Here is a 19,936-nt window from a genome sequence, read left to right as displayed (position 1 = left end):
TAAATTGGATTTTTCATCCTCCACGGTTATCTTAGCAAGCTACGCAAATCCGACTGGATCTGAAGCATCGCGGGCAGGAAGCGTTCCACCAGTTCACTTGTTTCGATATGGGCCACGGGTGCCCCGATGTTGAGTGCTGCGACCACTGAACCTCGATGATTGAAGACAGGGACTGCGATGGAGCGCAGTCCAAGTTCCAGTTCTTGATCGTTGATTGCATAACCTTGACCACGAATAATTGAGAGTTCTGCCATGAGTGGGCCAATCTCCACTTTCGTAAATGGCGTCAATGCTTTCAGTTCAGTGCGTTCGAGAAGCGCCTGCGCCTGCGGTTCAGGAAGCCACGCCAGAAGTACCCGCCCCATTGAAGCGCAGTAGGCTGGTAGCCTGCTTCCGGCCATGAGGTTGATGGACATTACGCGCATTTGTGAGGCGCGCGCGATATAAACGATTTCCGTTCCATCCAGAACGGATGCCGATGCACTCTCGCCGACTGTATCGGAGAGCCGATCCAGATGCGGCTGTATGATTGTCGGCAATGGTGTCGAAGAAAGATATGCATGTCCAAGCCGTAGAATCCTGGGCAGAAGCATGAAAAACTTGCCATCATATTCAGCATAGCCGAGTTCGGCGAGGGTCAACAGACATCGTCGCGCGGTTGCGCGATCAAGGCCGGTAATTTTCGAAACGTCCGCTATTGAAAGACGTGGCTGGTCCTCACCAAACGCTTCGATGACTTTCAGTCCTTTGGCAAAGCCTCCAATGAAATCCGTTTCGCGCATGAGATCCCCTTAGTCTGCGTTGTTAATTTGTGCGATATATGAACAAATGTCAAATAACGCACAAACTGTTTGACCCTTTGCCGACGCGGTGGCTAACTCCAGCCTAATTGAAGCTGGAAGCGCTTAGTCAGGAATGTCGAGCTTTCCGGTATGGAGGTGAAATGGACAAGACAATCGGAAGTCTGGCTGAGGCTGTTGCCGGAATAGATGATGGGGCAACCGTCATGATCGGGGGATTTGGTGGCTCAGGTGCGCCAATAGAATTGATCCATGCCCTGATTGACAAAGGGCCGAAGAATTTGACTGTGATCAATAACAATGCAGGCAATGGGCGCATCGGTATCGCGGCCATGATCGATGCCGGGATGGTTCGGAAGATGATCTGTTCGTTTCCACGGTCTTCTGATCCGCGCGCTTTCACGGACAAGTATATTGCCGGTGAAATCGATCTTGAACTAGTGCCACAGGGAACGCTTGCTGAACGCATCCGCGCGGGTGGTGCCGGTATTCCTGCCTTCTATACACCAACGGCCTATGGCACGGAGCTTGCCGAAGGTAAGATCACAGTCGAATTTGATGGAAAACCTTATGTGCAGGAACGTTGGCTGAAGGCCGATTTTGCGCTCATCAAAGCACATCTTGGCGATATTCATGGCAATCTGACCTACCGCATGGCCGCTCGCAATTTCAATCCGCTCATGTGTATGGCCGCAGCCAAAACGATTGTGCAAGTATCTGAAATCGTTCCGCTTGGTAGCATTGAGCCAGAAAATGTCATCACACCGGGCATTTTTGTCGACGGTGTCGTCGAAGTTGCAAATCCGCATCAGGAAGAAGAACTCATTCGCGCGGGAGTGACCTACGCATGACGATCGATACTCACGAGGACATTAAATTGTCCAATGCCCAGATTGCATGGCGCGCCGCGCAGGATATTCAGGATGGTGCCTATGTAAATCTCGGAATCGGTTTCCCGGAAATGGTCGCCCGTTATCAGCCGGAAGGAAGGGAAGCTATTTTTCATACGGAAAACGGTATTTTGGATTTCGGTGAAGCGCCGCCCGAAGGTGAAGAAGACTGGGACCTGATCAATGCTGGCAAGAAGGCCGTCACGCTGAAGCCTGGCGCGGCATTTTTCCATCATGCCGATAGCTTCGCAATGGTGCGTGGCGGCCATCTAGATGTTGCAATCCTGGGTGCCTATCAGGTTGCCCAGAATGGCGATCTCGCGAATTGGCGGGTAGGGGCCAAAGGTGTGCCAGCGGTTGGTGGTGCGATGGACCTCGTGCATGGCGCGAAACAGGTCGTTGTCATTACAGAGCATGTGACCAAGAAAGGCGAGCCAAAGCTGGTCGAAAAGTGCACTTTTCCGCTAACCGGCGTCGCATGTATCACCCGCATCTATACCAGTCATGCGGTGATCGACATCGACAAGGGGCGTTTTGTGCTGCGTGAAAAGCTGGCCGCTATGACCCTGGAAGACCTTCAGGGCATGACGGGCGCGAAGCTTCACATCGATGGCCCTGTTGCCGATCTTGTTGTCCCTGAGTTGTGAGGCCATGCCATGAGTGAAGCCTACATTTGCGATTATATCCGCACACCCATCGGTCGTTATGGCGGCACGCTTTCTTCAGTTCGAGCTGACGATCTTGGCGCTATTCCATTGAAAACACTTATGGAGCGTAACGGTTCCGTCGATTGGGAAGCTGTCGATGACGTTATCTTTGGCTCAGCCAATCAGGCGGGCGAAGACAACCGCAACGTTGCGCGCATGTCGCTGCTTCTGGCCGGATTGCCGGTGGGCGTGTCCGGAACGACGATCAACCGTCTCTGCGGCTCGGGGATGGATGCAGTCATAACGGCTGCACGAGCTGTCAAGTCTGGTGAGGCAGAGCTGCTCATCGCTGGTGGTGTGGAAAGCATGAGCCGTGCTCCCTTCGTGATGCCGAAGGCTGACAGCGCATTTTCACGCAAGGCGGAAATCTTCGATACGACGATCGGCTGGCGGTTCATCAATCCCCTGATGAAAAAGCAGTATGGCGTCGATTCGATGCCTGAAACGGGTGAGAACGTTGCCGAGGATTTCAATATCTCGCGACAGGATCAGGATGTCTTTGCGCTTCGCAGCCAGGAAAAGGCGGCTGCCGCGCAGGGCAATGGACGCCTTGCGAAGGAAATCGTTCCGGTTACGATCCCACAACGCAAGGGTGATCCGGTTGTTGTCGACCAGGATGAACATCCACGTGCGACCAGCCTGGAAGCACTCGCAAAGCTGGGTACGCCCTTCCGTGAGGGGGGCACCGTGACGGCGGGTAATGCCTCCGGCGTCAATGATGGAGCTGCTGCGCTTATCATCGCATCTGAAGCAGCTATCAAGAAATACAACCTTACACCGATTGCCCGCATTATAGGCGGTGCCGCGGCAGGTGTTCCTCCGCGCATTATGGGTATAGGCCCAGCTCCGGCGACAAGGAAGCTTTCTGCACGTACGGGCATTGCGCCCGATGCATTCGATGTGATCGAGCTGAACGAAGCATTTGCATCGCAAGGTCTTGCAGTGTTGCGCGATCTTGGAATTGCCGATGACGACAAACGCGTCAATCCGAATGGTGGCGCTATCGCGCTCGGGCATCCGCTCGGCATGTCCGGGGGGCGTATTGCAGGCACGGCGGCGCTCGAACTATCACTCAGCGGCGGCAAATATGCTCTCGCAACGATGTGCATCGGCGTCGGGCAGGGCATCGCTATTGCATTGGAACGTGCTTGAATGTGATTAAATGATAAATCCGGGCATTTAGCGCCCGGATTTGTTGTTCCTGACAGAGCAGATACGACTTTTGTATTCTTGGGCGACTACAATATTGCCCGCGACTACCGATCAAGTTAGCATGACCTCATTACAACAACGGTCGGAACAACCTGCCGTACCAAAATGGGGAACATGTCGATGAAAATTGCTCGCCTTGCCCTGATGGGTGGACTCCTCGCAACTGCACTTTATACCGGCTCCGCTGCCGCCCGCGACCTGACCGTCGTTTCATGGGGCGGAAACTATCAGGACGCGCAGCGTGAAATTTATTTCAAACCTTTTTCCGAGAAGACCGGCAAGCCCTTGCTAGATGAATCCTGGGATGGTGGTTATGGCGTCGTTCAGGCAAAGGTGAAAGCGGGAAAACCCAACTGGGACGTGGTACAGGTAGAGGCTGAAGAACTGGCGCTCGGCTGTGCGGACGGTCTTTACGAGAAGATCGATTGGGACAAGGTTGGCGGCAAGGATAAATTCCTCGACAGTGCGGTCAATGATTGCGGCGTGGGTGCAATCGTGTGGTCGACGGCAATCGCCTATAATGCGGACAAGCTGAAAGATGGCCCGCAATCCTGGGCTGATTTCTGGGATGTGAAGAAATTTCCAGGCAAGCGTTCCTTGCGTAAGGGCGCAAAGTATACGTTAGAATTCGCGCTTCTCGCCGATGGGGTCAGCAAGGATGAAGTTTATGACGTGCTCTCGACACCGGAAGGTGTGGACCGTGCGTTCAAAAAACTCGATGAATTGAAGCCGAACATCGTCTGGTGGGAAGCAGGGGCACAACCATTGCAATTGCTGGCCTCGGATGAAGTGGTGATGGCATCCGCCTACAACGGGCGTATTACGGGTATAAACCGGAGCGAAGGCAAGAACTTCAAGGTGGTCTGGCCGGGAAGTATTTATGCCGTTGATAGCTGGGTGATCCTGAAAGATGCCGAGAACAAGGATGCAGGGCTGGATTTCATTGCTTTTGCCAGCCAGCCTGAAAATCAGGTGAAACTGCCGAAATACGTCGCATACGGTCTGCCGAACAAGGAGGCTGCAAGCAAGGTGCCTGCGGAATTCGCGTCGGATCTTCCAACAGCGGAAGCCAATCTGAAAGACGCCCTTCCGCTTGATGTCGATTTCTGGATCGATAATTCCGAAGAGTTGACAAAGCGCTTCAACGCCTGGCTGGCGCAATAATCCGTAGTTATGGCCCCGTCGTGCAATATCGGCGGGGTTTCCCCGTTTCCGGAAGATGGAGTAATTCATTGACGGACTGCCGCATCCGCTTCGAGAATATCAGTAAATCCTACGGTGATTTCAAAGTCATAGATGGTTTGAACCTCGATATTGATCGAGGTGAATTCGTGAGTCTGCTCGGTCCTTCCGGGTCAGGTAAGACGACACTTTTGATGATGCTCGCGGGATTTGAAAATCCAAGCGGTGGAGCGATTCACGTTGATGGCAAGGCAATCAACACGGTTCCTTCATACAAGCGCAATATGGGCGTGGTCTTTCAGAACTATGCGCTTTTCCCCCATATGACAGTTGGCGAAAATGTCGCTTTTCCGCTTCAGATGCGAGGTATTGGGAAAGCGGATATCGGCAAGCTGGTGGATAAGGTGCTCGATATGGTGCAGCTTTCCACGATGCGCGAACGCAAGCCGTCCCAACTCTCCGGTGGACAGCAACAACGCGTGGCGCTTGCCCGCGCACTGGTTTTCGAACCAGGTGTGGTTTTGATGGATGAACCGCTCGGTGCGCTCGACAAGCAGCTGCGTGAGCAGATGCAACTCGACATTCGTGCGTTGCACGGCCGGTTAGGACTGACGATTGTTTTCGTCACTCATGACCAAAGCGAAGCACTGACCATGTCGGATCGGATCGCTGTCTTCAACAAAGGAAAAATCGAACAGATTGGTACGCCCCGCGCAATCTATGATGAGCCGCAGACACGGTTTGTGGCCGAGTTCATAGGCGAAACCAATCTCGCCGAAGGGACAATCGAGCGGGTGGAAGGTACCAGCACTTTTATTCGCCTGAAGGATGGCGGAATCCTAACCGCATCATCAAAAGGAACGCTGGCGACGGGACAGAAAGTTCTCCTGTCCATTCGGCCTGAGCGCATTGAACTGGGCCGCGAGGGCGGTTCGGACAATCTTCTTAAAACACGTGTCATCGACAGTGTTTATCAGGGGGATCACTTGCGTATCCAGCTTGATGGTAGCGCCCATGATTTTATCGTGCGCCTCGACAGAAAGGCGCGCGAATGGGCGCCCGGAACGGATGTCGTGGCAGGGTTCAATGCCGTTGACTGCTGGACTATCGCAGCATGACAGTTCTGTCCGGCAAAACTGCCCGAGCGATGTTTCTGATCGCGCCCTTGCTTGTTTTCATTGCTTTGTTTTTCCTGTGGCCACTCGGAGTGATGATGAAGCAGGCCGTATCCGATACGGCAGTTTTGCGTGTTCTTCCCCAGACGGCTGACGCTGTAAGTCTGTGGGACGGACAATCGCGTCCATCACCAGAAATGAAACAGGCTTTGGTGACGGATCTGAAGGCTTCGACCGACCAGCAGGCCGTAGGCGATATGGTTCGCCGTTTGAACAGCGCCCAATCGGGTTTTCGGACCCTGATGAGCAAGACACTTTCGGCAATCGAGAAAGGCGATCCAGCCCCGGATCTTGAAATGATCGACAAGCGATGGAGCCGACCGGAGTTTTGGCAGGCAATTGCAAACGCGCTTTCTCCGACAACTGATCGCAACCTGCTCGCGGCCGTAGACATGGAACGCGATGCCTCAGGAGAGATTGTTTCAATGGCGCCCGGTACATCAGCCAACCGGGCGATCATGCTGCGCACATTCTGGATCGCTGCGCTGGTGACACTATCCTGTGCAGTGATTGGTTACCCTTATGCTGTATTGCTTGCATCGTCTAAAGGCTGGGTCAGAAACGTGCTTTTTGCGGCTGTTCTGCTGCCGTTATGGACCTCATTGCTGGTGCGAACTGCGGCTTGGTTCATCCTCCTGCAAGACAAGGGCCTCATCAACGATACACTGATTTGGCTTGGTATCACCGATACGCCCTTTCCCCTGATCTTCAACAGGGCAGGGGTGGTTATAGCCATGACCCATGTACTTTTGCCGTTCATGGTTCTTCCAATTTATAGTGTGCTCGCATCGATCCCGAGCAATCTGATGCCAGCTGCTGCATCGCTCGGCGCCCCGCCGTGGAGAGCCTTCCTGCGAGTGCTGCTTCCGTTAAGTATGCGAGGGATTCTGTCCGGAATGCTGCTCGTGTTCATGAGTGCCATTGGCTACTACATCACACCAGCATTGATTGGTGGGCCGAGCGACCAGATGATAAGCTCGATCATTGCCTATTACGCAACCGGTTCGGCCAACTGGGGTATGGCTGGCGCATTGGGGCTCGTGCTGCTCGTCGCCTGTCTCGTACTCTATGCCGTTTACGGACGACTCACCGCCGATGAGCAGGGGAGAGCGTGACTATGGGGCGCTTCGCTAAAATCCTGTTCGGTGTAGCGGCTGTGGTCTTTTTGATTGCACCTCTGTTTGCGATTCTTCCACTTGCTTTCACATCCAGCGTATTCCTGACCTATCCGGTGCCTGGCTGGTCGGTGCGCTGGTTTGAGGAACTTACAACAGCGGACGTCTGGCGGCGCGCAATCGTTAACAGTCTGATTATCGGATCAGGAACGACGATCTTGGCAACTGTGCTGGGAACCATGGCCGCGCTTGGCTTGCGCAGCAGGATTTTGTTTCTTTCCGGTCCGATTAAAACTCTGTTCCTCCTACCCATGGTTGTTCCCGCCGTGGTCATGGGCGTCGGTATGCAGTTGTTGTTCGTCCGGCTCGGGATAGCGAATTCCTATCTCGGTGTGATTGTTGCTCATACCGTGATTTCGATACCCTTTGTTCTGGTGAGTGTTACCGGCGCTCTGGCAGGTATCGACCGGCGTGTCGAACTGGCAGCCGAAAGCCTTGGCGCATCGCCCGTGACGGTATTTCGGAAAATTACTCTTCCGCTCGCCATGCCGGGCGTCGCATCTGGTGCAGTACTGGCGTTTGCTACCTCGCTGGACGAAGTTGTGCTGACTCTGTTTGTGGCCGGTCCAAATCAGCGCACTCTGGCGCGCCAGATGTTTTCGACAATTCGAGAAAATATCAGTCCGGCTATCGCTGCCGCTGCTTTTCTGTTCATCGCAGGCACAGTGCTTTTAGGCCTTGCGACGCTGATCTTTCGCCGAAAGCGTGTGAGTGGGGCAGTCACCTCCTGATGGGTGCGAGAGTCCTCGTTTGCTGCATTGCTAATCCTTGCGCCTTAGCGATCGATCCGTGTCGAAAGGATGATCGATGACATCGTGCGCTCGACGCCTTCCAGCGCGCCTATGCGATCCAGAACAGCATCAAGTTCCTGTATGGATGGCGCTTCCACAACGACGATCATATCGAAATGTCCGCTGACAGAATGGAGCGAACGGACGGCCATCATGCCGCGCAGAGCTGTTTCGACTTTGGGCGCAAGCTTGGGTAGTGCGGTCACCAGCACATGGGCGCGGACCAGATCGCGCTCGAATTCAGGTGCGATTCGTACTGTGTAGCCCTCGATAACCCCACGTTTTTCAAGCTTCTCAATGCGACTTTGGACAGTGGTTCGGGACACGCCGAGGCGCCGTGCGAGGTCGGCTGTCGAGGCGCGGGCGTTTTCACGGAGGAGGGCGATGAGGGTAAGATCAGCTTCTGTCGTCATAATGCATATTAAATACGTCAATGTGCTCAAACAAACAACGTCATATCGTCGGTTTGTATGCTTCTTTTTGCATGGAACTATGCGATTCTTGCATATCCGAATTGCATTCCAAGGGGAAAGTTACATGAAAGAGATCGTTGTTGTCGGCGCAGGCAAAATCGGCGCCACCATTGCCGATCTTCTCGCTTCCACGGGCGAGTATGCCGTTACCGTTGTCGATCGCTCTCAGGCGCAACTCGATGCGCTGGAATCGGGTGCGGAAGTCAAGACTCAGGCCCTCGACATCGAAGATGCCAAGGCTCTTGAAGCTGCTCTGAGCGGTAAATTTGCTGTACTCAGCGCCGCTCCATTCCATCTGACGACCCGCATCGCAGAAGCTGCAGCCAAGGCAGGCGTCCACTATCTCGACCTGACCGAAGATGTTGCCAGCACACGCCGCGTCAAGGAACTGGCGAAGGAAGCCAAGACCGCTTTCATTCCGCAGTGTGGCCTGGCTCCTGGCTTCATTTCCATCGTTGCCTATGATCTGGCGAAGCGTTTCGACAAGCTCGACAGCGTTCGTATGCGCGTTGGCGCTCTGCCGCAGTATCCTTCGAATGCTCTGAACTACAACCTGACCTGGAGCACCGATGGCGTCATCAACGAATATATCGAGCCGTGCGAAGCCATTGTGAATGGCGAGCTGACCGAAGTTCCTGCCCTAGAAGAACGCGAAGAGTTCTCGCTTGACGGCGTTACCTACGAAGCTTTCAACACCTCCGGTGGCCTTGGCACGCTTTGCGAAACGCTGGAAGGTAAGGTTCGCACGCTCAACTACCGCACCATCCGCTATCCGGGTCACGTTGCGCTGATGAAGGCGCTCCTCAACGATCTCGGCTTGCGTCACCGTCGTGAAGTGCTCAAGGACATCTTCGAAAATGCTCTGCCGACGACCCTTCAGGACGTTGTAGTAATTTTCGTGACTGTTTCGGGCACGAAGAATGGTCGTCTGGTTCAGGAAACCTACGCGAACAAGGTTTACGCCGCTCCGGTTGGCAAGATCATTCGCTCGGGCATCCAGATCACCACGGCTTCGGCAATCTGCGCCGTGCTCGACATGCTGGCGAAGGGCGATCTTCCACAACAAGGCTTCATCCGTCAGGAAGACATCACTCTTGAAAAGTTCCTCGCGAACCGCTTTGGCAAGGCCTATTCACAGGAAGATCATTGCGCACGCATGGTTGCCTGATAATTCCTGCCACATGAATGCGGGGCCTGTTGCGTTTGGGCGCAGCAGGCCTCGTTTGCATTTTTGGTATTCGACAACGCAGTCCTACCAAAGTTGCAATTGAACGGGATCGGATTTAAGCGCATTTCCCGATCCAAACCAGCGGATGGACGTTCATCCGCTTGATGTGTCTCTATCCGCGCATCTTGTCCGAAAACTGCTTCACATTTTTCGGGATGTGCTTTGAAGAAGTAGGAAAGTCATGTTGAAATCAGTTTTGCTGGCCGGTCTGGCCTCTGTATTTCTCGCTTTGCCAGTTCAGGCAAAGGAATGGAAAGAAATCCGCATCGCCAGCGAAGGCGCATATCCTCCGTTCAATTATATGTCTCCGGACGGCAAGCTTGAAGGTTTTGATCTCGACATCGCAAATGCGCTTTGCGAGGCGATGGAAGCCAAGTGCACAATCGTCGCTAATGATTGGGACGGTATGATCCCCGGCTTGCAGGCCAACAAGTTTGACGCAGTCATCGCTTCGATGGCCATCACCGACGAGCGCGAAAAGCAGGTTGCCTTCACCGAGCGTTATTACACGACCCCGCTTGCGGTTGTCGTGCCGAAGGATACGGATATGACCTCGCTCGATCCGTCGGCATTCGATGGAAAGACGGTTGGCGCACAGGCTGGTACGACGCAGGGTAATTACGCTGATGACGTCTACGGCAAGGCAGGTGCGGATGTGAAGCTTTACCCGACTGCCGACGAAGCCAATGCCGATCTCGAAAGCGGTCGTCTGGATGCAATCGCCGCCGATAAGTTCCTTGCCGCCGATTGGCTCAAGAAGCAGGGTGCGAACTGCTGCAAGTTCCTCGGCGACATTCCGGGGTCTGAAACGAAGATCGCTGTGGCTCTGCGCAAGGGGGATGACGACCTGCGTGAACAGTTCAACGCCGCGATCAAGGAAATCCGTGACGACGGCACATACGAAACTATCCGCAAGAAATATTTCGATTTCGACATCTATTGATGTGACAAATTATGCTCCGGGCGCCTTCAAAACCTGCTTGCAGTGAAGGACGTCCGGTGCTTCAGTCATGGCAAGCGCATACAAATGAAGCGCGGCCATTCGCAGGGGGGATTCCCTGCCAATTACAACGATAACAAAGCAGTAAGGGGAATAGTTATGTTGAAAGCCATCCTATTTGCAGGCGTTGCATCTGTAATCGCTGCCTTGCCGGCGCAGGCTAAGGAATGGAAGGAAATCCGCATCGCCACGGAAGGTGCGTATCCACCTTTCAATTTCGTGGCGGCAGACGGTTCGCTTCAGGGGCTTGATGTCGAAATCGCCAACGCTTTGTGCAAGGCCATGGATGCCAAGTGCACAATTGTTGCTAACGACTGGGACGGAATGATTCCCGGCTTGAAATCGAACAAGTTCGATGCAGTTATTGCGTCGATGAGCATCACGGAGGAACGCAAAAAGGAAGTAGCGTTCACCGACAAATATTACTCCACGCCGCTTTCTGTTGCCGTGCCAAAGGATAGCCCGATCACATCCGTGGATGCCGAATCCTTTAAGGGCAAATCGATTGGTGCTCAGGGATCGACGACGCAGAGCATTTATGCGGAAGACGTCTACGGGAAGGCTGGCGCTGATGTTAAGCTTTATCCGACAGCCGATGAAGCCAATGCGGACCTGAAAAACGGACGCCTTGACGCTGTTGTTTCCGACAAGTTCCCGATATCCGACTGGATCAAGGGGGATGGTGCTGATTGCTGCAAGCTTATCGGCGATATTCCTAACACACAGACCGATACAGGAATTGCGCTCCGTCAAGGCGATGATGATTTGCGAGAACAGTTCAATGCGGCAATCAAGAAAATTCGCGATGACGGAACCTATGCCACAATCGTGAAGAAATATTTCGACTTCGACATCTACTGATTGCTTGTAAACGACACAGCTCTTTGCTGTAAGCAATAACGCGCCGGCTGCAATCGGCGCGTTTATTTGTTTGATTTTGTGGATGCCGGAAATGCCGATTCAGCAACAAGATGTCATCATTCTGGGCGCGGGTATTGTTGGCGTGTCCACGGCACTACATCTGCAGGCGCGAGGCCGCTCAGTCTGTCTGATCGACAAGAGCGCTCCAGGCGAGGGTACCAGTTTCGGCAATGCCGGTCTGATCGAGCGATCGAGCGTTATCCCCTATTCCTTTCCGCAAGGCTTCTGGACGCTTATCCGCTACGGTATGAATCGTCGCTCAGACGTTCGTTACAACCCGTTTTACATACCGAAGATGGCTCGCTGGCTGTTTCAATACTGGCGGGAATCGTCGCCGGAGCGGCTGAAGATTGCAACGAATGCCATGTTGCCCTTGATTGAAGCGAGCGTCCGCGAGCATGATATTTTAGTGGCTCAGTCAGGCAGTGAACGGTTGATCCGGTCCCAAGGATGGATCGAAGTGTTCCGGACAGCTTCGGCATTCGACGTAGCGGTGCGCCGTTTGCCCGATCTGCAGCGTTTCAAACTGTCCTATGACATTCTGGATGCGGCAGCATTGCGCCAGCGTGAAACGTCGCTTGGCGATGTGGCCGGCGGCATTCACTGGCTCGACCCCAAGACTGTTGTGAACCCCGGTGGGCTGGTTAAAGCCTATGCTGATTTGTTCCGTAGGAATGGTGGCGTCCTCGTTCACGGAGATGCCGCGACATTGGCACAAAATGAGAATGGCTGGCAGGTGATGACGGACGGGGGGACTATCCATGCGCGTGACGTCGTCGTGGCGCTCGGTCCGCAATCCGGCCTCATTTTCAGGAAATTCGGTTATCCAATACCGCTCGGCATCAAGCGCGGTCATCATCTTCATTTCTCCATGAAGGACGGCTCGCGGCTCGGTCATACGGTGGTGGATGAAGAAGCAGGTTATGTTCTTGCCCCAATGGTGCAGGGTGTGCGGCTGTCGACAGGCATAGAGTTCGCTTCGCCTGACGCGCCTGCCAACCATATACAACTCAAGAAGGACGAGAAAATAGCACGCCAGCTTGTGCCCCAGTTGGGAGAGGCCATCGAAACGACGCCGTGGCTTGGATTGCGCCCCTGCCTGCCTGATATGCGCCCGGTGATTGGGGCTGCGCCAAAACATAAGGGCCTTTGGTTCAATTTCGGCCATGCCCATCACGGATTGACGCTTGGACCTGCGACAGGACGCTTACTCGCTGAAATACTCGTCGGAGAAGAGCCATTCGTTGATCCGAAACCCTATTCGGCAGAACGGTTTCTATAATTTGATCTAAATGTTTGGTGACAGGCTTGTCAGTTACGGCAAAGCGGGGCTATCAATTGGTCCCGTTCTCATTTCGCGCAGTCGCGAACAATCGATCCGGAAAATTCTCGTGAAAATGAAGCCTTTGGGCCGTACCGGCCTTACTGTCACTGAAATTTGCCTCGGCACCATGACCTGGGGCGTACAGAATACCGAGTCCGACGCTCATGAGCAGCTCGACATTGCTCTCGATTCCGGGATCAACTTCATTGATACCGCTGAGGGATATGCCATTCCTATGAGTCCGGAAAGCTACGGCAAGACTGAGACATATATCGGCAATTGGCTCAAGAAATCCGGAAAACGCGACAAGATCGTATTGGCAAGCAAGATTGCTGGCGGCGGCAGACAGAAGTGGATTCGAGACGGCGCCAGGCCAAGCCGTGACAGCGTTCGTGAAGCGGTGGAAAATAGCCTAAAGCGGCTTCAGACGGACTATATCGATCTTTATCAGGTCCATTGGCCGATGCGCGCTCATTACCACTTTGGCCAGAGCTGGAGCTTTGATCCGTCTAAGACAGACGGAACCGCAGAAACCCAACAGATGCATGACGTTCTGCTCGGACTCGGAGATATGGTTCGGGATGGAAAAATCCGGCATATTGGTCTTTCGAATGAGACAGCCTGGGGAACGATGCAGTGGCTTCGTTTGGCCGAACAGCACAGCCTGCCGCGCATCGCCTCAATCCAGAATGAATATAGTCTTCTGCAGCGACAGTTCGATTTTGACATGGCAGAACTGGCGCTCTGCGAAGACGTTGGATTGCTTGCCTATTCGACGCTTGCAGCTGGTGTGCTGACCGGGAAATATCTGGGCGGCAAGCTGCCGGCCGGTTCTCGCGCAGCCATTTCCGAAGGCGGCATCTGGCGGAACAATGTTCACTCAGAACCCGCAATTCGCGCCTATATCGATGTTGCGAAGAAGCACGGTCTCGACATTGCCCAGATGGCGATTGCCTTCACACTGACACGTCCGTTCATGACCTCGACCATCATCGGCGCCACAACCGTCGATCAGTTGAAGACCGATATCGCGGCCCATCAGGTCAAGTTGTCTGATGATGTTCTGAGCGACATTGAGAAGGTCTATCGACAGTATCCACGTCCGCTTTAAGCCAATTAAAAATGCATGATAGAAAAGCCCGCCAACTGGCGGGCTTTTCTATCCGGCGAGATAAATTTCGTGTTTTTCGATCCATTGATCGATTGGCGTCTCGCTTGAGGAACTGACGATCACCATCCGGTCGAAGCGCAGATTGCGACCAGCGAGTGATCTTGCCAGGCGAGCCATCTCTGTTGCACGCAAAGCCTTATCGATAACGCCATAGGCAAGCGAAACATGTGGGAGGAAAGTCGAGATGTCTTTCTCTCCGGATACGCCTAGTGAATCCTGTTTCAGTGCCATCAGTGCAGGTGTTTTCTGCAGTTTGGCGTAGAAAGAACGGAAATAAGCTTCTGTTCCTGTCACGTCCTCAATAAGGACATCCAGAGGTTTGCGGCCGACCGCAAGGCTAAGCGCCAGCGGCAATAATTCGTCTGCCGAGCGTTTCATATCGGGTATGAGTGTCGCGTGTGGTTCAAATACGGGCGAAGCAAAGCGACCTGCCAGTTCTGCGACAATGGATTCAAGAAATTTGAGGTCATCGCGTGCAGGACGCAACCAGATGGAGTGGAAAGTCATTGATTTGGCATCCCTCGAACGCTGCGTTCGCTTTTAAGTGGTCTGACGCTGTTCCGCAGAATGAGTGGTAGTTCGAGTACAACTGTCTGAGGCGGCGCATTTGGCGCAGCCTGCCTCTCATCCAGCAGGCGGATGATTTCGGCAGAGAGGCGTTCCGCATTCTGGTCGAATGTTGTTAGCCGATAGGCCCCCCAGCGTGCTTCTGTGACATTGTCGAAACCAACGACTGAAATATCGTCGGGAACGGAAAGATTGAAAACGTCACGCGCGCAGTCCATCAGGCCGAATGCCATAAGATCGTTGACGCAAAAAACACCTTCGACACGCTCTCGCTCACCGAGTAGCAGAGACGCTGCGCCGTAGCCGCCGTCGTAATCGGTCAGGTTGCCGCGCTGAACACTGACGCTCAATCCAAGGCTCTTGCCTTTGGCGATGAAAGCTTCCTCACGTTCAACCAGATTGAGGCTGCCGACATTCGACGTTATGAGGCCGAGATTTTTCATGCCTCGTGCAGCGAAAATTTCGACAGCCGTTTCGGCGGCAAGTCGATTGTTGATATGAATATGATCGGCTCCCTCTTCGGTTCGCCCGACGAGGATCAGGGTCTGGCCGTTTCGCTGCGCCAGCTCGACAAATGAAGAGGAGGGCATGCCGGAAAGAACCACCGTCGCTTCGGCGCGATAACGCAGCAGCGTTTCGTGGGCGGCAGAGAGATTTTCTCCATGCTGGCCGGTCGGGATCAACACCGGCACACTGCCGCGTGCTGCAAGCCGACGGGAAAGTGCTGCAATCTGGCGTGAACGAAAAGGGCTATCCGGGTCTGCCGCAATCATTCCGACGATACGACTGCGATTGGCTAGGAGGCCGCGCGCAAGGTCGTTGACCTGATAGCCAAGCTTCTCGGCGGCTTTCAGCACTTTCTCGCGTGTTGCAGGCGAGACACTGGCACCCGGTGTAAAGGTTCGGGACACCGCAGAGCGAGAGACGCCTGCCTCAAGTGCGACTTCATGCGCACTGATGAACCGTGGTTGATTATCCGCGCTGTCCTGTTCTCGCTGCGTTTCTTTATCTGGCATTTTATCGCCCTACTTTTGAAAGGACATCGGCCCTGAGGAAGCGCTCGACCACGAACATGAAGGCAATTGATGGCACCAGCAATATCAATGCGCTGATGGAAGCGATTTGATAATTGCCGCCGGAACTCGCTGTATAGAGCAGCAAGGGCAGAGTGGAAATATCAGGGGCGCCGACGAAATAAGTACCGGTGAACTCATCAAGCGATTCAAGAAAGACGAAGATCGCGCTTGCAAGCAAACCGGGTGCGGCTATTGGCAGGGTGATGTCGAAGAATGTCTTGAGGGCTGAAGCGCCCATTGAGCGCGCGGCTTCTTCAAGCTCACGATCAATTGCTGAAAACGCCGCCGTTGCGATCCATACAGCATAGACCAGCCCATGGGTCACATGGACCAGAACGACACCTGTGATCGTGCCATTCAGTCCAAACGAGTAGAACATCTGCGCGATGTTTACGTAAACGGGCAGGTTTGGAAAAGCCTGCGGGATCAGCAGCGTCAGCAGGATCAGCCCGCGAAACGGCAGTTTCAATCGCGCGAGAGCATAACCGGCTGGAATGGCGAGGCCGAGTGAAACGATCACTGTCAGGCCTGCAATAAGCACGCTCGTGCCAAGTGACGAGAGCGCGTTGCCACGAGGCGAAAACACATTCGCCCAGAATGAAAATCCATATTGAATCGGCAGTGTATGTGGAAAATACCAACGCTCAGCCACGGCCCACAGAAGCAGATTGGCAAGCGGTCCGAAAATCGCAAAAGCGAGCAGGCCAAGCAATATGGCGCGTGGTATCCAGCGCCAGTCAATGGTTTTGCTCATTGGCCGTGTTCCTTCATGGTCTGGCGGAGGTAAATCCAGGCGACGAGGCTGGTCATGAGAAGGGAGATCGTACCCAGCGCATTTGCGACGCCGTAATCTCCGTAAGCATTGATACGAAATGCCATATTCGCTGTGATCATCGTCGGCGACTGGGCGTTGATCATCAAAGGCACGGACAAAACGGACATCATGGTGACAAAGCTCAGTATCAACCCAACGAGCAATGTCTGGCGGACTTGAGGGAGGACGATCTCGATGAGAATGCGCAGCCGTCCAGCGCCAAGATTGCGAGCGGACTCGATTGTGCTGCGATCAATGGATGCCATGGCACCGGCCAACAGCAGCGTGACAAATGGTGTCTGTTTCCAGACGAATGCTATGACGATCCCACGCCAGTCAAGGAAGCTCATGGCCTGTAGGGGCGTTAAAAGCCCTGTTTCGATGAGCAGGCTATTCATTAACCCGTTCTTGGCAAGGAAGGTGCGAAGTATCTGGCCAACGACGATGAAGGGGATGAAAAGCGGCCACCGATACAACCAGCGCAAAACAGTAACAGCGCGCGGGTTGGAGCCAAGTGTCAGATAACCACCGATAGCGATAGAGAATAACGAGATCAGCAGCGACGACAGCGTGACAATGACAAAAGTGAAGATGATGTCGCTGGAATAAAGTTCGAATGCTTTGGTGAAATTGCCGGTTCCCCATCCACCGGAAACGTAGAAAGCTCCCGTGATTGCTCCGAAAAGCGGTACGATGAACAACAACAGGACGATCGCCAGTGCGGGCGCGACAAGAAGAATCCCCGTCAGTCGATGCGACATTCGAAACCTCATAAAAATAAAATACATGCCGGACACGCTGGCGACGCTGTGATTGCGTGTCCGGCATTGCTTTCGGAGCGCTTAGAACAAAACCGCGTTTGTCCAAGCACTCCGATAGACGGCAGGATTGTCGGGCTTAATTGCCGACCTGACGCTCATAAGCTTCCAGAATCGCTGTGTTATAAGGTGCGATCGGGAAGGGCTTGCCATATTTCGCAAGGTCATCCGGCGAAATATCGGTGAAGAGCTTGTTCCAGGTTTCACCGTCAAGCTCTGCCTTGACGTGGTCGGCATCGATGCCCGGATACCAGTTGAAGCGCTTCACAATACCTTCGGCCTGTACTTTCGGGCTCGTCGCCAATGCGACGAATTTTTCTGCCAATTCCTTGTGCGCGCTCTTTTCCGGGATCACATAATGCATTGGCTGACCGGGCATGCCGGGAGCAGGCAGGACAAGCTTCATTTCTGGCGGAAGCTGACCATTCGCTTTCCACGAATAGAACATGTCCACCCAGACTGGTCCCATCGCGATTTCGCCGCGGCTCAACATGTCGAGTGTGCCAGCATTGCCGGGGGTGAGGGTGGCATTCTTCGTGAAGTCCTTGAGCGAGGCGAATGCCTTGTCCCAGTTCTTCGCTTCGCCCTCTTCGAATGGCCCCTTCATCAGCTTGTCTGCGTCGCCGCCATAAGCATAAATCCAGCCCATGACAAAGCTTACGCCCGAGGCACCGCCCTTGATGCCGTTATAGCCGAATTGCTTTGGGTTTTCCTTGGCCCATGCGACGAGTTCGTCATAGCTCTTCGGAGGATTGGCAACGAGAGCAGGGTTGTAAGCGAGTGCGGTCTGGCTGTTGAACATCGGCATGACGTAACCGTCGACGTCGGTGCCGAGTGCCATTTTCGCGTTCTCGCGTGTCACCAACTTGCCACTGTCGATTTTGCCGCGATAATTTTCGAGAAACTTTGCCGTTACCATCGGTCCGACGAATTTCTCGTGGACGACAGCAACGTCGGTGTCCCATTTTTCCACGCCGGCCTTGGATTGGGCTTCAAAACGCTCGAGCACCTTTTGCGAGCCTGCATCGCCGGGACCTGTGCCAACAACACGAACGGTCGTTCCGGGGTTCTCTTTCTCGAACAACGGTCCAAGATATTGATTGATATAATCGACCATGTTCTGGTCGCCTGCGGTGATGACGGTAAGCTCATCAGCAGCGGCGGGTGCAACGGTAAGGCCGATTACCATTGCCGCGTTCAGGATAGTTCTCATGAAAAGGACTCCTGTCTGAACCGGGTATCCCGGTCTTATGATTGAAAGAAGATGCAGCGCATCAGTGGTGTTTATCGGGAACAATGGCATCCACGGGCAAAATTGCCCATGAAAACGAATTCGAACGGGGTTCCCCGTATTGGCGTCGGCAGAAATCAAGTTTACTATGCACAGCTGTGCATCTGAAATTTGACGGCTGCCGTATTCCGCTCTCTGGCCTTCTTTAACTAAACGACGCATTATCACGCTTACGAAAACGCCACAGGCGCTTGGCTATTTGTCGAATAGAAACAGAGCATGCTCGGGTATGCGGATTTCTACATTGGATCCGGGTTGGTGGCTTTCCTGAGCGTCGACCATGATGTGTCGATCTCCAACGCGGATCATATGCCTCCAAAGGCCGCCGGGATAACTGGTCTGCTCGACCGTACCGTCGAGCGCTAGTTCGGGCGTCGGGGTGTTTCGATCAGTCCCTGGCGCACAGAGGTGGGCAGCTTCGCTGCGGAAACGTGCCGATGCCATACCGTCGGACAGATTTCGACGTCCTGCCGAAATGGTACTGGCTTTGTTGTTCGCCCCTGCTGCGATCTCGATACGGTCAGCCTTGATCTGGATTGGTACTTCGATCAGATTTTCAGCGCCCATAAATGCTGCGACGAAATCCGAAGCCGGGTGATTGTAGACCTCTTCAGGAGCGCCCGCCTGGGCGATTTCGCCCTCGTTGAGGATGACGATGCGGTCGGCCATGACCATGGCTTCTTCCCGATCATGCGTTACATGAACTGCAGTGATGCCGAGGCGACGCTGCAAGGCGCTGATCTCATGGCGCACCGATAGCCTGATGCGTGCGTCGAGATTGGAGAGCGGCTCATCAAGAAGCAGGATGTCAGGCTGAATGGCGAGGGCGCGCCCGAGGGCGACACGCTGGCGCTGTCCACCGGAAAGGGCGGCGGGTTTGCGCTCCAGTAAAGAGTCCAGCCCCAGCAGGCGAGCGACTTCTTCGACCTTCTGCTTGATCGTCTCCTTCGAAGCGCCGCGAATACGCAGGCCATAGCCCATATTCTGTGTGACAGTCATATGCGGCCAGAGCGCGTAAGACTGGAAGACAAGTGCCATGCCGCGCTTGTCCGGCGGCAGTCGGGTGACATCTCTGCCGTCTACCCGGATTGCGCCGCCTGATGGCATGTTGAAGCCCGCTATCGCGCGCAGCAGTGTTGTTTTACCGCAACCGGAAGAGCCGAGAAGCGCGACGAACTCCCCCTTCTTGACGGATAGGTTCACGCCTTTGAGAACTTCATTATTGCCATAGCGAACGCGCGCGTCCGCCACCTCCAAAAACGCTGGCATAGGCGTCTCCTCCCCAGGATCGCCGGCTGATTTTATTTTTTCTGCACAGCCG

At 54.2% G+C, this 19,936-nt stretch carries 20 protein-coding genes; 12 read left to right on the top strand and 8 right to left on the bottom strand.

Annotation, left to right across the window (positions count from 1 at the left end):
- Positions 1 to 26: 26 nt before the first annotated feature.
- On the bottom strand, positions 27 to 782 hold the full coding sequence (locus MKS82_RS20365; protein ID WP_109986541.1) for an IclR family transcriptional regulator: 756 nt from the start codon (positions 780 to 782) through the stop codon (positions 27 to 29).
- Between the two features lie 161 nt (positions 783 to 943).
- On the opposite strand from MKS82_RS20365, the gene MKS82_RS20360 reads away from it, so the two are divergent.
- The 7 genes from MKS82_RS20360 to MKS82_RS20330 all read left to right on the top strand — a co-directional run bounded on the left by MKS82_RS20360 (position 944) and on the right by MKS82_RS20330 (position 7,872).
- Positions 944 to 1,651, top strand: a complete 708-nt coding sequence (locus tag MKS82_RS20360) for a 3-oxoacid CoA-transferase subunit A (RefSeq protein WP_109986542.1) — start codon at positions 944 to 946, stop codon at positions 1,649 to 1,651.
- Complete coding sequence (locus tag MKS82_RS20355; protein WP_109986543.1) at positions 1,648 to 2,337, top strand: CoA transferase subunit B; 690 nt, start codon at positions 1,648 to 1,650, stop codon at positions 2,335 to 2,337. The genes MKS82_RS20360 and MKS82_RS20355 overlap by 4 nt, the downstream gene beginning before the upstream one ends.
- Before the next feature lie 9 nt (positions 2,338 to 2,346).
- Positions 2,347 to 3,549, top strand: a complete 1,203-nt coding sequence (pcaF, locus tag MKS82_RS20350; RefSeq protein ID WP_109986544.1) for a 3-oxoadipyl-CoA thiolase — start codon at positions 2,347 to 2,349, stop codon at positions 3,547 to 3,549.
- A gap of 180 nt (positions 3,550 to 3,729) precedes the next feature.
- On the top strand, positions 3,730 to 4,773 hold the full coding sequence (locus MKS82_RS20345; RefSeq protein WP_109986545.1) for an ABC transporter substrate-binding protein: 1,044 nt from the start codon (positions 3,730 to 3,732) through the stop codon (positions 4,771 to 4,773).
- A 68-nt stretch (positions 4,774 to 4,841) separates the two neighbouring features.
- Positions 4,842 to 5,909: an ABC transporter ATP-binding protein gene (locus tag MKS82_RS20340; protein WP_109986546.1), complete on the top strand. Its 1,068-nt coding sequence runs from the start codon at positions 4,842 to 4,844 to the stop codon at positions 5,907 to 5,909.
- Positions 5,906 to 7,081 carry an ABC transporter permease gene (locus tag MKS82_RS20335; protein ID WP_109986547.1) on the top strand — a complete coding sequence of 392 codons (1,176 nt, stop codon included), beginning with the start codon at positions 5,906 to 5,908 and terminating at the stop codon, positions 7,079 to 7,081. Before MKS82_RS20340 ends, MKS82_RS20335 begins: the two co-directional genes overlap by 4 nt.
- A gap of 2 nt (positions 7,082 to 7,083) precedes the next feature.
- Positions 7,084 to 7,872 (top strand): ABC transporter permease, encoded by a 789-nt coding sequence (locus MKS82_RS20330; RefSeq protein ID WP_109986548.1) that lies wholly within the window; start codon positions 7,084 to 7,086, stop codon positions 7,870 to 7,872.
- Between the two features lie 44 nt (positions 7,873 to 7,916).
- Here the strand turns inward: MKS82_RS20330 and MKS82_RS20325 are convergent, their stop codons facing one another.
- Positions 7,917 to 8,345 (bottom strand): Lrp/AsnC family transcriptional regulator, encoded by a 429-nt coding sequence (locus MKS82_RS20325; RefSeq protein WP_061347140.1) that lies wholly within the window; start codon positions 8,343 to 8,345, stop codon positions 7,917 to 7,919.
- Positions 8,346 to 8,469: 124 nt separating this feature from the next.
- On the opposite strand from MKS82_RS20325, the gene MKS82_RS20320 reads away from it, so the two are divergent.
- The 5 genes from MKS82_RS20320 (at position 8,470) to MKS82_RS20300 (ending at position 13,989) form a co-directional block, all read left to right on the top strand.
- On the top strand, positions 8,470 to 9,573 hold the full coding sequence (locus MKS82_RS20320) for a saccharopine dehydrogenase family protein (RefSeq protein ID WP_109986550.1): 1,104 nt from the start codon (positions 8,470 to 8,472) through the stop codon (positions 9,571 to 9,573).
- Between the two features lie 241 nt (positions 9,574 to 9,814).
- Complete coding sequence (locus MKS82_RS20315) at positions 9,815 to 10,576, top strand: ABC transporter substrate-binding protein (protein ID WP_109986551.1); 762 nt, start codon at positions 9,815 to 9,817, stop codon at positions 10,574 to 10,576.
- Between the two features lie 156 nt (positions 10,577 to 10,732).
- A complete protein-coding gene (locus MKS82_RS20310) occupies positions 10,733 to 11,494 on the top strand; it encodes an ABC transporter substrate-binding protein (protein ID WP_109986552.1) in 762 nt (253 codons plus the stop codon).
- Between the two features lie 91 nt (positions 11,495 to 11,585).
- Complete coding sequence (locus MKS82_RS20305; RefSeq protein ID WP_109986648.1) at positions 11,586 to 12,836, top strand: NAD(P)/FAD-dependent oxidoreductase; 1,251 nt, start codon at positions 11,586 to 11,588, stop codon at positions 12,834 to 12,836.
- A gap of 115 nt (positions 12,837 to 12,951) precedes the next feature.
- On the top strand, positions 12,952 to 13,989 hold the full coding sequence (locus tag MKS82_RS20300; protein ID WP_109986649.1) for an aldo/keto reductase: 1,038 nt from the start codon (positions 12,952 to 12,954) through the stop codon (positions 13,987 to 13,989).
- Positions 13,990 to 14,037: 48 nt separating this feature from the next.
- Here MKS82_RS20300 and MKS82_RS20295 read toward each other — a convergent pair whose 3' ends face one another.
- The 6 genes from MKS82_RS20295 to MKS82_RS20270 all read right to left on the bottom strand — a co-directional run bounded on the left by MKS82_RS20295 (position 14,038) and on the right by MKS82_RS20270 (position 19,884).
- Complete coding sequence (locus tag MKS82_RS20295; RefSeq protein WP_109986553.1) at positions 14,038 to 14,556, bottom strand: haloacid dehalogenase; 519 nt, start codon at positions 14,554 to 14,556, stop codon at positions 14,038 to 14,040.
- The gene (locus MKS82_RS20290; protein ID WP_109986554.1) at positions 14,553 to 15,632 is read right to left on the bottom strand and encodes a LacI family DNA-binding transcriptional regulator; all 1,080 of its coding nucleotides are present in this window, start codon (positions 15,630 to 15,632) and stop codon (positions 14,553 to 14,555) included. Before MKS82_RS20290 ends, MKS82_RS20295 begins: the two co-directional genes overlap by 4 nt.
- Before the next feature lies 1 nt (position 15,633).
- Positions 15,634 to 16,446 (bottom strand): ABC transporter permease, encoded by an 813-nt coding sequence (locus MKS82_RS20285; protein ID WP_109986555.1) that lies wholly within the window; start codon positions 16,444 to 16,446, stop codon positions 15,634 to 15,636.
- Positions 16,443 to 17,267 carry an ABC transporter permease gene (locus MKS82_RS20280; protein WP_109986556.1) on the bottom strand — a complete coding sequence of 275 codons (825 nt, stop codon included), beginning with the start codon at positions 17,265 to 17,267 and terminating at the stop codon, positions 16,443 to 16,445. Before MKS82_RS20280 ends, MKS82_RS20285 begins: the two co-directional genes overlap by 4 nt.
- 136 nt (positions 17,268 to 17,403) lie before the next feature.
- Entirely contained in the window at positions 17,404 to 18,537 is a 1,134-nt protein-coding gene (locus MKS82_RS20275) for an ABC transporter substrate-binding protein (RefSeq protein WP_176037811.1), read from the bottom strand.
- Between the two features lie 273 nt (positions 18,538 to 18,810).
- Positions 18,811 to 19,884, bottom strand: a complete 1,074-nt coding sequence (locus MKS82_RS20270; protein ID WP_109986558.1) for an ABC transporter ATP-binding protein — start codon at positions 19,882 to 19,884, stop codon at positions 18,811 to 18,813.
- Between the last annotated feature and the right edge of the window lie 52 nt (positions 19,885 to 19,936).

Origin of the sequence: Ochrobactrum sp. A-1, from assembly GCF_022488005.1 — a bacterium.
GTDB lineage: Bacteria > Pseudomonadota > Alphaproteobacteria > Rhizobiales > Rhizobiaceae > Brucella.
This window is presented reverse-complemented; position numbering and strand designations above follow the sequence as displayed.